At 44.0% G+C, this 14832-nt stretch carries 13 protein-coding genes; 8 read left to right on the top strand and 5 right to left on the bottom strand.

What is annotated here, in order from left to right; translation table 11 throughout:
- Window positions 1–481: 481 nt before the first annotated feature.
- The gene (modA, locus tag MKX34_RS04840; protein ID WP_256717593.1) at window positions 482–1276 is read left to right on the top strand and encodes a molybdate ABC transporter substrate-binding protein; all 795 of its coding nucleotides are present in this window, start codon (window positions 482–484) and stop codon (window positions 1274–1276) included.
- Window positions 1277–1316: 40 nt separating this feature from the next.
- Window positions 1317–1973, top strand: coding sequence for a molybdate ABC transporter permease subunit (gene modB / locus MKX34_RS04845; protein ID WP_172628881.1), 657 nt, complete (start codon window positions 1317–1319; stop codon window positions 1971–1973).
- A 378-nt stretch (window positions 1974–2351) separates the two neighbouring features.
- Here the strand turns inward: modB and MKX34_RS04850 are convergent, their stop codons facing one another.
- On the bottom strand, window positions 2352–3347 hold the full coding sequence (locus MKX34_RS04850; protein WP_076296156.1) for a helix-turn-helix transcriptional regulator: 996 nt from the start codon (window positions 3345–3347) through the stop codon (window positions 2352–2354).
- A 66-nt stretch (window positions 3348–3413) separates the two neighbouring features.
- Window positions 3414–4166 (bottom strand): polysaccharide deacetylase family protein, encoded by a 753-nt coding sequence (locus MKX34_RS04855; RefSeq protein WP_339204511.1) that lies wholly within the window; start codon window positions 4164–4166, stop codon window positions 3414–3416.
- Window positions 4167–4443: 277 nt separating this feature from the next.
- Here MKX34_RS04855 and dgt point away from each other — a divergent pair, with 277 nt between their 5' ends.
- On the top strand, window positions 4444–5853 hold the full coding sequence (gene dgt / locus MKX34_RS04860) for a dGTP triphosphohydrolase (protein WP_036676565.1): 1410 nt from the start codon (window positions 4444–4446) through the stop codon (window positions 5851–5853).
- A gap of 75 nt (window positions 5854–5928) precedes the next feature.
- Here dgt and MKX34_RS04865 read toward each other — a convergent pair whose 3' ends face one another.
- Entirely contained in the window at window positions 5929–6444 is a 516-nt protein-coding gene (locus tag MKX34_RS04865; protein ID WP_076274047.1) for a GrpB family protein, read from the bottom strand.
- Between the two features lie 78 nt (window positions 6445–6522).
- Window positions 6523–7479 (bottom strand): D-2-hydroxyacid dehydrogenase, encoded by a 957-nt coding sequence (locus MKX34_RS04870; protein ID WP_076274048.1) that lies wholly within the window; start codon window positions 7477–7479, stop codon window positions 6523–6525.
- Window positions 7480–7568: 89 nt separating this feature from the next.
- Here MKX34_RS04870 and thpR point away from each other — a divergent pair, with 89 nt between their 5' ends.
- From thpR to MKX34_RS04885, 3 genes are all read left to right on the top strand, one after another.
- Complete coding sequence (gene thpR, locus MKX34_RS04875) at window positions 7569–8171, top strand: RNA 2',3'-cyclic phosphodiesterase (protein WP_076274049.1); 603 nt, start codon at window positions 7569–7571, stop codon at window positions 8169–8171.
- Between the two features lie 77 nt (window positions 8172–8248).
- Window positions 8249–9175, top strand: a complete 927-nt coding sequence (locus MKX34_RS04880) for a cell wall hydrolase (protein ID WP_076141781.1) — start codon at window positions 8249–8251, stop codon at window positions 9173–9175.
- 73 nt (window positions 9176–9248) lie between these two features.
- Window positions 9249–9932, top strand: a complete 684-nt coding sequence (locus MKX34_RS04885; protein ID WP_076296157.1) for a metal-dependent hydrolase — start codon at window positions 9249–9251, stop codon at window positions 9930–9932.
- Window positions 9933–10001: 69 nt separating this feature from the next.
- On the opposite strand, the gene MKX34_RS04890 is transcribed toward MKX34_RS04885, so the two are convergent.
- Window positions 10002–11189, bottom strand: coding sequence for a UDP-N-acetylglucosamine--LPS N-acetylglucosamine transferase (locus MKX34_RS04890; RefSeq protein ID WP_038568920.1), 1188 nt, complete (start codon window positions 11187–11189; stop codon window positions 10002–10004).
- A 266-nt stretch (window positions 11190–11455) separates the two neighbouring features.
- On the opposite strand from MKX34_RS04890, the gene MKX34_RS04895 reads away from it, so the two are divergent.
- Entirely contained in the window at window positions 11456–12031 is a 576-nt protein-coding gene (locus MKX34_RS04895; RefSeq protein ID WP_036676550.1) for a TetR/AcrR family transcriptional regulator, read from the top strand.
- A 213-nt stretch (window positions 12032–12244) separates the two neighbouring features.
- Window positions 12245–14599, top strand: a complete 2355-nt coding sequence (locus tag MKX34_RS04900) for a YhgE/Pip domain-containing protein (protein ID WP_038568922.1) — start codon at window positions 12245–12247, stop codon at window positions 14597–14599.
- The last annotated feature ends 233 nt before the right edge of the window (window positions 14600–14832 follow it).

Here is a 14832-nt window from a genome sequence, read left to right on the forward strand (position 1 = left end):
ATTTCTCTTGTTTGGTGAGTCTTTTTATAATAGCGCATACATTTAATAACATAATTGCAATTTAGAGGTTTACTTTTATCCTCGAATTTGACCTTTGTTCAATTTTATACAGAAGAGGGCTATTCTCTAGATCCATTTGATTCTTAAAAATGAATATATTAATCCGGGTGAGCTTCTTGGGGGAGTGGATTATCCATTATGTTGAATGTACTTGGCTTTAACCTGGTGGGTGACGGTCAACATGATGTGCTTGGCCCACAGATGAAGAATTAATATCATTCGTGAAATAGGTGTCTTTGCAGCCCTATTTAGGGGAGTCAGAGGCATCTTTTTTGTGTGCAAAAAGCCAAAATCATCATTATATATTCTCTAATTATAACAATATATAACTAAACATATCTAAACATATCTGTAGTTATAGAAAAACGAAAAAGTGTATGCTAGAATAGCATCTAAATATATACATACGAAATTGGGAGGAATGGAAATGTTTAAGAAATGGACACTCTCCGTGATGGGGATATTGGCAATCGTTCTGGTTGTGAATTTATCTGCAGGTCCAGGGGGAAAGGTGCAAGCAGCCACCAAGAAGACTGAAATTATTGTTTCCGCTGCGGCTAGTTTGCAGGATAGCCTGGATAAGATTGCCCTCCTTTATGAAAAGAAACATCCCGATATTGATTTGGTTTTTAATTATGCAGCATCCGGTACTCTGCAAAAGCAGATTGAGCAAGGGGCTCCGGCGGACCTGTTCTTCTCTGCAGGTGATAAACAGATGAATGCACTGGTGGAAGGTGGACTTATCTCCGATCATAAGGTTCTGCTTAAGAATCAATTGGTTGTAGTCGTACCCTCAGATTCAAAGGTTAAATTAACAACGATTACTCAGCTTACGGATAAAGCTTTTAAGAAGGTGGCAGTGGGACAGCCTGAATCTGTACCAGCGGGTCAGTATGCTCAGCAATCATTGACAGCGAAAAAGGTCTGGGATCCGCTGCAAAGCAAACTCGTATTTGCCAAGGATGTGCGTCAGGTTCTCTCTTATGTAGAAACAGGAAATGCCGATGCCGGTTTTGTCTATAAGACAGATGCGCTTACTTCAAAGAAAACTAAAATCGCTTTGACGGTCGGTCCACATGTACACAAAGCTATTAATTATCCGGCAGGCATCGTGAAGAGCTCGAAGAATCAAAAGGCAGCTAAGGAGTTGTATAGTTACCTTCAAAGCAAGGAAGCTAATGATATCTTTGTAAGTTATGGCTTCCTGCTTCCTTAAATAGAAATTACGAGTAGAAGCGGGTGGAATAAGGTTGGAAATAAATTGGACTGATTTCTTCGCCCCGGTATGGCTTTCCGTAAAAATATCTGTGATTACAAGCATTATTGTATTCATTTTGGCAACAGCTGCTGCGAAGGCTATGGCGGGCCGGAAGTTTCCCGGTCACAGCTTGGTAGAGACTATAATGCTGCTTCCGCTCGTATTGCCGCCGACGGTTGTAGGATTTGTGCTTTTAGTTATTTTAGGCCGACGAAGCTGGATCGGCAGATGGTATGAACAGATGACGGAGCAGACGATCCTGTTCACATGGGGGGCAGCTGTTATCGCCGCTGTAGTCGTAGCTTTTCCACTCGTATACCGCACAGTGAAGGCGGGTTTCGAAGGGATAGAAGCAGATCTTGAAGATGCGGCGCGGGCACAAGGGGCAAGTGAACTGCAGGTACTGCGTTATGTCACGCTGCCGCTTGCGGGCCGGTCGCTGGCAGCCGGTTATGTTCTTGGTTTTGCCCGCGGTCTTGGGGAGTTTGGCGCTACCATCATGGTAGCTGGCAATATTCCGGGCCGCACGCAAACCTTACCCACAGCGATCTATGTTGCGGTAGATGGAGGCAATATGACGCTCGCGTGGATGTGGGTATGTTCAATTATTGTTATTTCAGCCGCTATGCTGATGTTTGTGAATCGGCGTTCTTAAAAAAACACCAGACAGCGATTCTCCGGTTATTGGAGAGTTGCTGCCTGGTGTTTTTGGTTTGAAGCGGGTGGTTTGAGCAGATGCTGGGCAAGTGAACCCGGCAACTTTGATGTCAGCTTCTAGCGCCGTCAGATTTTGATGGAGTCTGTGAGTTAACTGCATTCTATACAGTTATTCCGTCTGCATAAGGAATCGTTCTAACTTTAATTGTATTCTATACAACTAAAACTAGAAAAGTCGCCTATGGGGTAGTAAATCAAGAGAAATAGGTGTACCAAATACAGTTATATCTAATTTGCGAGTTATTCGAAGTAATATAGTTGTACGAAATACAGTTAAACGCTTCTGCATAATGCTCCCGTCTTCTGCTGTGACCCATTAAGTCTCATAAATTATCGTCCCTGTTTCCGTGAGATCATATCCGTGAATGGACCCAAGCTCACTCTGGAAGGCTGGTGAACGCAAAATATCAATCACGGCAGCAATCCATTGCTCATGCTCCGTTTTTTTAATCATCACCAGATCATAGCACTCCTGAATCATAGGAACGAAATCAACACCGTCGACAATCTTAGCGGCTTTCTCGGTGCCGATGGCTACATCTGCTTCTCCCCGGGCCACTTTACCGGCAACTGCCAAATGGCTGTTCTCCTCGTTCTCATAGCCTGATAGGCTGGCTGCTGGAATGCTATGCAATCGAAGCTGTTCATCCAATAATACGCGTGCACCTGAACCTCGTTCTCTATTGATCAGCGTGAGTCCGTTCTGCTCTAAGTGAGACCATTCATGAATACCCCTGGGATTCCCTTTTTGTACATAAAAACCTGCACTTCGGGTAAGTAGGCGAACTACAACATAAGAGCATCCTACGAGTATTTTTCGGATATAGGGTAGGTTGTATTCTCCAGTATCCCCGTCGAGCAGATGTGTGCTGACAATGTCCGACTCCCCTTTATACATGGCTATCAGGCTATCAAGACTCCCGGCATAAGAACGAAGAGGGCGTTCAGGCAGAGCCCGTTCCAAATAGGTAGCTAGAATATCCAGTGACATATCCTGACCTGTAATCACCAAGCTGTGTCCTACAGCTTTAAGGTGGGGAGATTGTGCTGGCATTTGAGCTGGATTTGTACCGGAAAAGGCCAAGGGTATTGCTGGTGGAGTCTGGGCCATTATAGTAGTAGGATTAGCGGTGGACGCCCCACTCCGTGTATTTTGTTTGTAGGTTTCCAAATCGGATTGATCCACGCGCATTTGTTTTCCTACACGGTAGGAGGGGAGCTCCCCTTTTTTAATTAGATCATATACTTTTAATTTTGATATTTTTAATAAGCGGGCAATTTCCTCTGTCGTATAGGATGTATTATCGGACATCACAAAAGCCTCCAGAACTTCATATTAGGACAAGACTACCCTATTTTGAAGTCCTGTGCAATTAGCCTATTGTTGTTTACCCGCCTGCTGTGTACTGGATAATTTGATCAACTCAGAGACAGTGACAAATCGAAAGCCTTTCTTTTCTAATTCCGGCAAAATAATTTTAAGAGCTTCTCTAGTTTGTGACTGCCCGTGCACATGATCATGAAACAGAACGATGTCCCCATTACGTGCATTTCGAATGACCTTGTTCGAAATACTGTATACGCCTGGGCGATTCCAGTCACGAGTATCTTGATGCCAGGACCATAATATTGGCTTCAAGCCCATATTGTTAGACAGATCAACTAAGGTCTCGTCATACATGCCGCCTGGTGGTCTGAACAGTGAACTATGTTTACCGGAGACTTTTATAATCTCTTCTTCGGTCAATCTTAGCTCCTGCTCAAATTGGGCTTCATTAATAGGTTTTTTAAAATAAACGTGATTGTAGGTATGGTTAGCTAATTCATGCCCCTCAGCAATAACTCGTTTCGCTACCTCTGGATAGGCTGCAATTCTTTTTCCTATCGCAAAAAAGGTGCATTTCGCATGATATTGATTCAATACCTTTAAGATTTGATCGGTTTCAGAAGGGTCAGGACCGTCGTCGAACGTCAATGCAATCACTTTTTGGTTAGTATGTACTTCCCAAATCATGTCTCCTCTTTTTTCGTAGTAGTCGCGGTTTTTGCTTGGACTACCTAGAGCAGAGTTCGTGAAGCATAAAAAGAATGCAAGGGTGATCAACATAATTTTGCTGCAAGTTTTCATCATTTCACCTGTTTTTTTATTTTAGAGTGCTCCTTTTGGGGGTCGGTATATTCATAGTTTCAGTTTTGTATAGGCAACCAGTCTTTTTTCGTGCTCATTCTTCTTTCTACTATATCTTCATGTACAGGTTATGAGATTCATTTTGGCTTCTGACGATTACATAGTTATCCACGTGACCGTCTATAATTAAATTAGCCTTTGTATTTTGATGTGAAAATTGTTATGAAAATGCCTTATAATGAAGTACTATATACAGACATTTGGTTAGGGTGGTGGGAACATGACACTTATTGAAAAAAGAGAACACCGGCAGTATCCGGAGATTACCCGCCTAGAAACGTCGAGAGCTGCTTATGAGCGTGATTATTCACGCCTGATTCATTCGCCTACTTTTCGGAGGCTGCAAGGTAAATCACAAGTATTCGGGGCTGGGACGGGTGATTATTACCGCACGCGTCTGACTCATTCACTTGAAGTTGCACAGATTGCTCGTGAGGCGGCGAAAAGTCTGCTGCGATCGTATCCAGAAGTGGAAACCACCAAGGCGGAGAATCCGGGTCTTGTTATAGATCCAGAGGTAGTGGAATGCGCAGCTATCGCTCATGATTTTGGTCATCCTCCCTTTGGACATAAAGGGGAAGAAGTGCTGGATAATATTTTGGAACAGCTTATTGAAAAGAAAACTAACGAAGCTGCGCTGCAATCAGTTGCAACGGGTGTGGATCGCCTGCTGATCCATGAGCAGATGAAGCAACGTTATGAGCATTTCGAAGGCAATGCCCACAATTATAGGCTGATTATGTTTCTGGAGAAGCGTGAGAATATTGATGGGCTAAATCTGTCAGATGCTGTGCTGCTAGGCATAAATAAGTATCCTTTTCCCGGCACCTCGCTGAAGAAGGGGATGTACCTTCACGAATGGGGATATATTTCGGAGATCCGCAAAGAGTGGGGAATACCGGCAGGTAAGAAAACGTTAGAGGCTCAGCTTATGGACCTTTGTGACGATATCGCTTATTCTGCACATGATCTGGAGGATGGGATTAAAGCCGGAAAGATTGAAGTGCATGAACACTTTATGCATGATTCTTATATCCAGCGGTTAATCGTAGAGAAAATCACCACGCTCGAGGATTTCTTCTGGAAGGGCTGGGAAGAGGAAGGCATTCGCGCGAAGGTCGAGGAAGTGCTCAGTTCATTTCTTCGGGTTTGGAAGGAAAAAATGCCAACCTGCGAAAATGACTATTCCCGCACTCGACGTGAAGTTAAGGCTTATTGGGTAAGTACCTTTGTCGCCAGCTTGGGAGTGATCCAAGATGGAGACTGGAAGAAGGTCACCTTTATAAAGGAAGGAAAAGAAGACGAAGATATGCTGCGGACCGTAAGTGTGCTGAAAAGCTTCGCGTGGGTTACTATGATCCGTGATTTGCGTGTGCAGCGGCTGCAGAAACGTAGTGAGTGGATTTTGCGCCGTCTGTGGGGAGCATTTCTGGATCCACAAACCTCTAAAGCCATTATTCCATCGGATTGGCTGCAGCGATTTGAGAAAGATCAGAAGCAGGCAAAACCGATTTGGACTTGGGAGCATATGGTGATTGATTATATCGCAGGGATGACTGATGCTTTTGCAGAGAAAATATATAATGAGCTGTACGGACTGAAAGTCGGCTCGATTTATGATTTGGATTAGAGACGCTTAGACAAGTAGTCCCTGCTGTTCATTTAGGATAATCTAAATGAACAGCAGGGGCTATTTTTATAAGGATTATTGATTTAAATACCACTCATATGCAGTTCTTTCAAGATTAACCACAAATTCTTCTTTCCCGTCTATATAAGCTGCCATGTCCTCTGGGAATTGTTTGGCAAGAGTATCCTTCAAATCTCCGTACTGTTTAACCGTCTCCGGATGTGATCGAAGGTAGTCTCTTACAGCCAGATGACGGTCGATATCTATCTTATTATCCATCTGGAAGACATGAACATGATGGGTTCTGCTATTTCCGCCTTTTCTGAAATATCTTCTGCCACTGATACCGAACTCACCCATACATTCATAACCAAGTGCTGTCATTTGCTGGTTGAACTCATCTACAGCTTCGATATTTCGTACTACAGGCATTATATCTATGATTGGTTTAGCTTTTAGTCCGGAAACAGAAGTGCTGCCAATATGGTGAATATCAACGAGGGCATCAGCAAAGATGGCTTTAATCTTCTGAGCTTCTTCAATGAACGTTAGACTCCATTGCTCGTTAAATTCTGTGACCGTGACCTTCATTTCACTAACCCTCTCTTTATGGATAACTTTGGATTTTCTTATTATAGAACAGATGTTCCTGTTTTGTAAAGCATATTATTAATATTGCCGGTCGTAATCAACAAGATTTAGAGAAGGTGTGCCTGATGATAAGTAAGACTTCACATTTTCGGTAAAAATATTAACGATCCGGTCAGCGTATTGATCTGTAATTCCAGCGGAGTGTGGAGTGATGATTACTTGCTCCATAGACCAAAGTGGATGATCCTGCGGAAGGGGCTCGGTCTCAAAAACATCCAACCCAGCGCCACGGAGTTGTCCGCGATTCAATGCATCGATCAGAGCCTCAGTATCGGTAGTTGCGCCACGGCCAATGTTAATGTAATAGGAGCCTTCTTTAAACGCGGAGAAGCTGGTGGCATTAAATAAATGCTTGGTCTCATCGGTAATAGGAAGGGTATTGATGATGAAATCGCCTTGGCTTACAGCTTCGGATAAACGATCTGTTGTATAGATTTGATCAAAGTCTGCGACTGGCTTACCGGAACGGCTGACACCGATAGTCTTCATCCGGAAGGCTTTAGCAATTCTGGCGGTTTCACTGCCGATCGCTCCAGTTCCAGCTATAACGGCTGTTTTGCCGGACAGCTCGCTTTCACTGCCATCAGATTTCCAAATCCGGTTCTGCTGATTGCGTACAGCCGTATGCAAATTACGTGTGAAGAGAAGGATGAACCCGAAGATTACCGCAGAAATAGGCTCGGCATGAACTCCGCTCCCACTGGTGAGCATGACTCCTTGTTCCTTAAGACGATCGAGAGGAAGTTTCTCAATACCAGCAGACCAGGACTGAACCCAGCGAAGGGAGGACTCGGGCCGAAGGAGTGTATCCGAAATACCTTTAGCCCAGCCGATTACGATTTCTGCGTCTGCAAGCAGCTGCAAATCTGGATTTTTGGCGTCTCCTTGTGTGAATGTATAGCCTGGGGCAGCCGCTTTGATCCTTTCCTGCTGCTGAGATGTAAGTGGTTGTAGACATACTATAGACTTAGTCATGATGTGTTCCTCCTACTTTGTGGTTTAATGGATATGGATCATGTTATAGGTTAAGAATACCAAATCTATTGGAGAAGGTGAAATTGACCATGAATACTAAAGTATCAGAGAACGAATCAGAACGGCTTTTTCTAGCTGTGAAATTACCTTCTGAGCTGCAAGAAATAGTGGCGCAGGCATGTTCAAAGCTATCTGGAAACTTTGAATTTGCTAAATGGACAAATCCGCAAGATTATCATATTACCCTGCAATTTTTAGGAGATACCCCAAAGACCGTAATTCCAGATTTAGTAAAATCATTAAGGCAGATCGCGGGTCAAGGCAGCCCCTTCAATCTCTCTTTGGACAAATGGGACACATTTGGTCTTCCAGCTTCCCCAAGAGTCCTGTGGATAGGGGTTTCTGGCGAAATAGAGGCATTAAATCAATTAGCTGCGAGAGTGCATTCCGCGACGTTTCCATTAGGTTTTTCAGGCGAATCCAGGGCCTATAAACCGCATCTTACCGTGGCTCGAAAGTACCGGGGAAAAAATTCATATGATGATAAATTGCTGGAAAACTTACTGAAATTGGATGATGATTGGAACCTAAAAAACTATCAGAGAGACTGGACGATTGATAGTTTTGTGTTGTATGCTACCAGAATGTATGCCATTCCTATGTATGAAATTATTGAAAAGTTTACAGTTTAAAATCGATAATAAAGTTTTCAAAGCTTCCGTTTTCGGTTACATACAATAGGAATGTGCCGTGAAATAGGAGGAATATCATGTTAATTTTTAAACAAAACCGCTATATTGCGTTGCTCGTTGGCGTTATACTAGTGTGTTTCTCTGCCATAAGCTTATTGCAACCCGAACAAGTTGCGGAAGGGAAGATGGACAGGGTGCAGATGGATAAGTTGCAATCCACCAGCCGTGCATCCGTACTTTCTCTTTTGCAAGATGAATCGAAGTCTAGTATAACGAGTAGCATTACGAGGGGCATTACTGAAGTTACACAAGCCAATAAGCTTAATAACACATTCAGTCTTTTAAGTTCCGCTTGGAAACCGGCGAAGGGTGTGGAATGGCTTAGTGTAAAAAAAATAAAACAAAAAAACACAAAAAACACATCGAACGTTTCCATTATTCGGGTGAAGGCTGATGTAGTACAATCCAAGCCAGCTGCGCAAAAAGCGTCGCAATTGGCGGAAACAGCAACAAAGAGTAGTCAGGCGACAGCGAAGATAGCCTCGGCTTCTCAGAAACATCCCCTCACAACATTGTACTTCTCTCGGACAGAGCTATTAAGCCAGGAGCAGCAAAGTAAAGCAACCCGGCGCTACGCTGTATCCGAAGAAGAACTGCTTCTGCTACAAAAAATTGTAATGGCAGAGGCGGAAGGTGAACCGTACAAGGGCAAGGTGGCAGTTGCCAACGTTGTTCTGAATAGGCTGCGGTCAGCCAATTTCCCCGACACGATATATAAAGTTATTTATCAGAAGAGCCAGTTCAGCCCTGTAGCTAACGGGCGTCTTAACCGTGTGAAGCCTAACGATGATAGTATTAAAGCGGTGAATGCTGCACTCTCCGGAGTAAAGGAAGTTCCCGATAATACTTATTTTTTCTTGTCGCTAAAACTTGCACAGGATCTGACCGTACATCATTCACAGACTTATGTTAAAACTATTGGCAATCATACTTTTTATAAATAATTTGGTGGATCTGTGAACCTCAGCGCTATATAGGGTAAACTAAACTATATGAATCTGGAGGTGGAAGATAACCATGAAAATCACTTATTATGGACATTCAGCTCTGCTGGTAGAGACGGGGAACGTGAAGGTTATTATTGACCCTTTTTTGTCAGGTAATCCGAACTCCGGTATTTCACCTGCCGATATTTCCGTTGATGCCGTTCTGCTTACTCACGGCCACTCTGATCATTTAGGAGATGCTGTCGAAATTGCCAAGCAGAATGATTGTCCGATCTTTGCGGTGTTTGAGCTTGCCGAATATTGCCGGATGAAGGGTGCACAGGTTAAGCACATGAATATAGGTGGTAGTCATACCTATGCAGGGATGACTGTGAAATTTACGCAGGCGTTTCATTCCTCATCCATTCAGGAGGGCGATTCTTGGATTTATGCTGGACAACCCGCGGGGATTTTGTTGACGATTGAGGGTAAGACGATTTTCCATGCGGGGGATACCGCACTATTCAGCGATCTGCACCTCATTGGAGAAAGGAATGCGATTGCCCTGGCAGCTCTTCCTATAGGCGATATGCTAACCATGGGACCGGATGACGCCTTGCTGGCCGCACGCTGGCTGCGGGCGGATAAAGTGATCCCGCTACATTACAATACATTTCCGGATATTGCTCAGGATGGTGCTGATTTCTGCGATCGCCTGCATCAAGAGGGAGTAGAAGGTTTTCCGCTTAAAGCTGGTGAGAGCGTAGAAATTTAACCAATCCGATTTATATTATAAAAAAAAAGCAGGTAGCCGGGGGAAATTCCCTGACTGCCTGCTTATTCTTTAAGGTGTAATACATACAGGTTCTTCATTACGTGCTTGCGCTCTTGTGCCTCTGATTTCAGTTGCCTCGCTTACGGGGTTACCTAACATCTTCAGAACAGTAGTCGCACAGCTTTGCGGTTGATGTTTATCTGGAGCGAGACGTCGTCTGCGTTGCTCTTCCAGAACTGAATATTCACGAAGCATCATAGTGAACCATTTGTTCACTACTTCCGAGTCGAGCACCTCTGCCAGCCCAAGCTCTACGAAATATTGGCAGTTTTTCTCTTCCTGACCTGGAATAGCTTTATAGAAAAGCATTGGAATTCCTTTGGCCTGACCTTCCGTACAGGTCATGCCTCCAGGCTTCGTAATCAGCAGGTCTGAGGCATCCATCAATTTATTGATTTCACTGCTATATCCCAGAATTTTAACATTGGGATGATTGAGCAGTGGATTGGACTTCATTTTGGCGATTAGCTTCTCATTGCTGCCCATACAGAAGACGAGCTGAATATCATCCATTCTGGCGGTGAGGGAATGCATAATCTCTTTGCCGAACATCAGCCCCCATCCTCCGCCCATAATGAGTACGGTTGGAATATCAGCCAATCCCAGCTCCTTGCGTAGCAGCGTCTTGTTGGAGCGTTCCCAGAACTTTGGATGCACTGGGATGCCAGTGACGGTTACTAGCTCTGGAGCGATCCCACGGCCTGTCAGAATGGACTTGACGCGTGGGGTAGATACGAGATAACGATTGACCTCGGAATTTACCCAACTCCCATGTGCATCATAATCAGTAATTAATGTATACAGAGGCACATGTAGTCCACGACGTTTCAGTCTGGAAATGACCGCAGCCGGAATGGGATGAGTGCAGATAATTAAATCAGGCTTTAGCTGCTCAATGACCTGTGAAGCATGTGTATAAAAAATCCGGTGAAGCGCCATTTTAGTCAACGGGTTCAATGATTTATGATATTGTGTCTTATACATCATGCCGACCAGCTTAGGCTGGCTGCTAACTGTTTTGCGGTAAGCGGAAAGAATCCAAGGGGCGACCGTCGGGTTAAGAAATTTCCCCAGCTCGATGACTCGGCATTGGACATCCGGATTCAGCAGCTTTATTCCTTCGGCCAGAGCATAGGCTGCTCCTGTGTGGCCCGTACCGAAGCCTTCCGAAAACAGCAGTACTCTTTTCTTTCGCATAAGTTCACCTGCTACTTTCCTTTTCTATAGAAATGCGTTTCTTCTTCTAATTATACTAGGAAATCTATACTATACTCACATTATACAAGTAAGACGTAAATAGAAAGTTAAAACCCTGCAATAAATAAAAAAAATAAAAGGTTCGCCCAAAGTATTGCAAACTAGAAAACAACATGATAAAGTAGTGAATGACCAATTGACCGGATTAGTAAAATGGTCAGAAGTCAGCGGGGACGATATTTTCTGGAGAAAGGAAGTGTGCACAGGTGGCAGTGGTGGATCGAAGACAGCAGGTGCTTCAGGCCGCAGCAAAATCTTTTTCATTATTTGGCTATAAGGCAACTACAATGGATCAGGTTGCTAAGATTGCAAATGTCGGTAAGGGGACCATCTACACCTTTTTTACAAACAAAGAGCAATTGTTTGACGAGATCCTGCACGATATGATGATGGAAATGAAGACGATTGCTGAGCGGGAGATCAGGCGAGACAGACCCTTCTTTGACAACTTGCATCGTGTGCTGGATGCTCTGCTTGAGTTTCGAAGTGAGCAGGAGCTATTCATAAAACTTTCCCAGGAGAATCGCGAATTCGGTACGCCGCAGGCTGGAGAAGGACTCGAGAAGATCGAGAACGTAGTTTTAGAATATTTAGAACGGGAGGTGCAACAAGCGCTCCAACAGGGAGAAATCAAACCTTGCGATCCCAAAATCGTCTCGGTAGTCATGTTCAGATTATATATTGTATTGACTGCTGAACTGAATAAAACACATACTCCCTTGGACAAGGAACAGATCAAGATGTATTTTCATTTGTTTCTCGCCGAAGGATTGGCACAGTAAGGGTTGATTCAGGACAGGGATGGCGTTCTCAGCTTCACTCGATTCGCTTTCCCTTAACAATTCTCAAGATGGATTAGGCATTGAAAAAGAGCCGCGAGGCATTTTTTTATACCCTGAATTGACCGAATGGGGAAAACAGTCACTTAGTGTTACGTAATATTTCGCAAACAAAGCATTTTAAAGAGAGCATAAGCTCATAAGGAGAGAACCAGAATGAAATCATTATCCGTATTTACCAAGGATCTTGGCGCAGCCCTTAGAAATCCGAAGGTGCTAATTCCAATGATTGCTATCCTATTTATTCCGGTGATGTACAGCGGATTCTTCCTGAAGGCATTCTGGGATCCGTATGGCAAGATGAATGAGCTTCCGGTTGCTGTGGTCAACCAGGATGTCGGCGCTAATTATGAAGGCAAGCAACTACAAGCCGGTAATGATCTTATAGAAGAGTTGAAGGTAACCGACGGCTTCCAGTGGAACTTCGTTTCCCTTGAAGAAGCGGAAGCAGGAATGAAGGACAATACTTATTATATGTCGATCATTGTTCCGGAAGACTTTTCTGCTAAAGCTACTACTCTTATGGATGATGAACCACAGCCGGCAAAAATTATTTATGAGCCAAATGAAGGTTATAACTTCTTGGCTGGTCAAATCGGTGGTACGGCTGTAGCAGAAATTAAAAATAAAGTATCTGCTAAAGTAACTGAAGCTTATGTAGAGTCTGTATTCAATCAGATTACAGAAGTATCTGATGGATTGGGCGAAGCAGGAGATGGAGCCTCCAAGATCGCTGATGGCGCTGGTAAGCTAGATGACGGAGCCTTGAAGCTGAAAGATAATCTACTTGTACTGACAGATGGTACAGGTAAACTTCAAAATGGTGTAGAACCCCTTACACAAGGCGTGACTGATTTGAATGCAGGTGCTACGGCGCTTAAAACAGGATCAACCACGTTGGCAAGCGGATTGCAACAACTGTCTACTGCACATACGCAGCTTCAAGACGGTGTTGCACAGAGTGCTGCCGGCAGTAAACAACTTAGTGACGGCTTGAAACAAGCTGTAACAGGTGCAACACAGCTTCAGGCGGGAACGCAGTCTGCTGTGGATGGTACTTCTAAACTACAAGCAGGAACACAATCTTTAGTTGATGGCAGCGCGAAGCTGGAAGCAGGCTTAACTTCTTCCGTAGATGGCAGCGCGAAACTGGAAGCAGGTTTGCAAGCTTCCGCCGCAGGCAGCACGAAGGTAACTGAGGGTGCTAAAGCGGTAGCTCAAGGATTGGAGCAATTGGCACAGGCTAGTCCTGAGCTGGCACAAAATCCAGCGGTACAGAAGCTGCTGGCAGCCAGTGCAGCTGTGGCACAAGGCAGTGAGCAACTGCAACAAAGTCAAGAGCAGCTGGCACAGGGTGCTACTGCACTCCACAGTGGGCAAGAGCAGCTGGCACAAGGTGCAACTCAATTGCACTCAGGTTCACAGCAGTTAGCTGCTGGTGTAACTCAGTTGCATGATGGAGCACAGCAATTAAATGCTGGTAGCACACAGCTTTTGACAGGACAACAAAAACTGGCACAAGGCGCATCTGCACTTGTAACCGGTGGAGATAAGCTGAATGCAGGGATGCAACAATTTGGTGCGAAGCTTAAAGAAGCTGCAGCTGGAGGCAGCAAGCTGGCTGAAGGCGGTAAAGCGCTTGGCGATGGTACTACAAAACTGTTAAGCGGTGTAGGCGAACTAGGTTCCGGTATCAGTGCTGTAGCAGATGGTTCGAAAAAACTGGCTGATGGCGCAGGCGAGCTGAAAGATGGTATGGATGATCTGAAATCTGGATCAACAGAACTGGCAACTAAGCTTGGCGATGCTGCTGAAAAAACAGGCAGTGTGAACAAAACAGATGCAATGATGGAAATGTTCGCACAACCAGTGGTGGTTGAGGATCAAGTTGTGAATCATGTTCCGAACTATGGTACAGGTTTTGCTCCTTACTTCCTATCCCTTGGATTGTTTGTAGGTGCTTTGATTTCAACAATTGTTATTCCAATGCGTGATTCGGCTGTCCTTGGTGCTAGCCGTATGAACCGTTTCATTAGCCGTACGCTTACTTTCACAATCATGAGCTTTATCCAGTCTATGCTGGCTGCTGTGGTTGTATTGTATGGACTTGGATTGGAAGTACAAAGTAAACCGCTATTCTTCGTATTTACATTCTTAACAAGTTTAGTTTACACATGGGTAGTTCAAGCGATTGTTACTTGGATGGATCAACCGGGACGTTTCGTTGTTATCGTTATTCTTATTTTCCAATTAACAACTAGTGCCGGAACATTCCCACTTGAATTGATCCCTGACTGGATGAAATTCTTTAATCCACTGCTTCCAATGACTTACACAGTTAGTGGTCTTAAAGCAGTAATTTCTACAGGTGACTTCAGTGCAATGTGGGGAGATGTAGGTATCCTGGCAATCTTTGGTCTTGGATTCCTTGCTCTTACCTTCGCTTACTTCATGACTCGTAGCCGTGAGAATGAAGTTGGAGTGAAAAGTGAACAAGTTTTGACTGTATAAACTGATAGATTTTTTGAAAAAAAAGTATAAAAAAGCGTCTCCTCCGGGAGACGCTTTTTTTGATTTAAAATCATAAAAACCCTTTTTCTTGCAAACATATTAGAAGGGATGAAAAATCTTGTAACGCTTTCATTGCATATGCACTTATGCGTTATTTATGTATAATTATGCATCGTGAAGTTTTTTTAAACTTTTACTCGCTAAAGCTGTGATGCAAAAACAAATGTTAATCA

Source organism: Paenibacillus sp. FSL R5-0636, assembly GCF_037974255.1.
Taxonomy (GTDB): domain Bacteria; phylum Bacillota; class Bacilli; order Paenibacillales; family Paenibacillaceae; genus Paenibacillus_AQ; species Paenibacillus_AQ odorifer.

Excerpts from the sequence above, each read along its gene's own strand:
- dgt (WP_036676565.1), top strand. The coding sequence starts at position 4,444 with ATGACACTTATTGAAAAAAGAGAACACCGGCAGTATCCGGAGATTACC.
- thpR (WP_076274049.1), top strand. The coding sequence starts at position 7,569 with ATGAATACTAAAGTATCAGAGAACGAATCAGAACGGCTTTTTCTAGCT.
- MKX34_RS04850 (WP_076296156.1), bottom strand. The coding sequence starts at position 3,347 with ATGTCCGATAATACATCCTATACGACAGAGGAAATTGCCCGCTTATTA.
- MKX34_RS04880 (WP_076141781.1), top strand. The coding sequence starts at position 8,249 with ATGTTAATTTTTAAACAAAACCGCTATATTGCGTTGCTCGTTGGCGTT.
- MKX34_RS04855 (WP_339204511.1), bottom strand. The coding sequence starts at position 4,166 with ATGATGAAAACTTGCAGCAAAATTATGTTGATCACCCTTGCATTCTTT.
- MKX34_RS04870 (WP_076274048.1), bottom strand. The coding sequence starts at position 7,479 with ATGACTAAGTCTATAGTATGTCTACAACCACTTACATCTCAGCAGCAG.
- MKX34_RS04885 (WP_076296157.1), top strand. The coding sequence starts at position 9,249 with ATGAAAATCACTTATTATGGACATTCAGCTCTGCTGGTAGAGACGGGG.
- MKX34_RS04900 (WP_038568922.1), top strand. The coding sequence starts at position 12,245 with ATGAAATCATTATCCGTATTTACCAAGGATCTTGGCGCAGCCCTTAGA.
- MKX34_RS04890 (WP_038568920.1), bottom strand. The coding sequence starts at position 11,189 with ATGCGAAAGAAAAGAGTACTGCTGTTTTCGGAAGGCTTCGGTACGGGC.
- modA (WP_256717593.1), top strand. The coding sequence starts at position 482 with ATGGAAATGTTTAAGAAATGGACACTCTCCGTGATGGGGATATTGGCA.
- MKX34_RS04865 (WP_076274047.1), bottom strand. The coding sequence starts at position 6,444 with ATGAAGGTCACGGTCACAGAATTTAACGAGCAATGGAGTCTAACGTTC.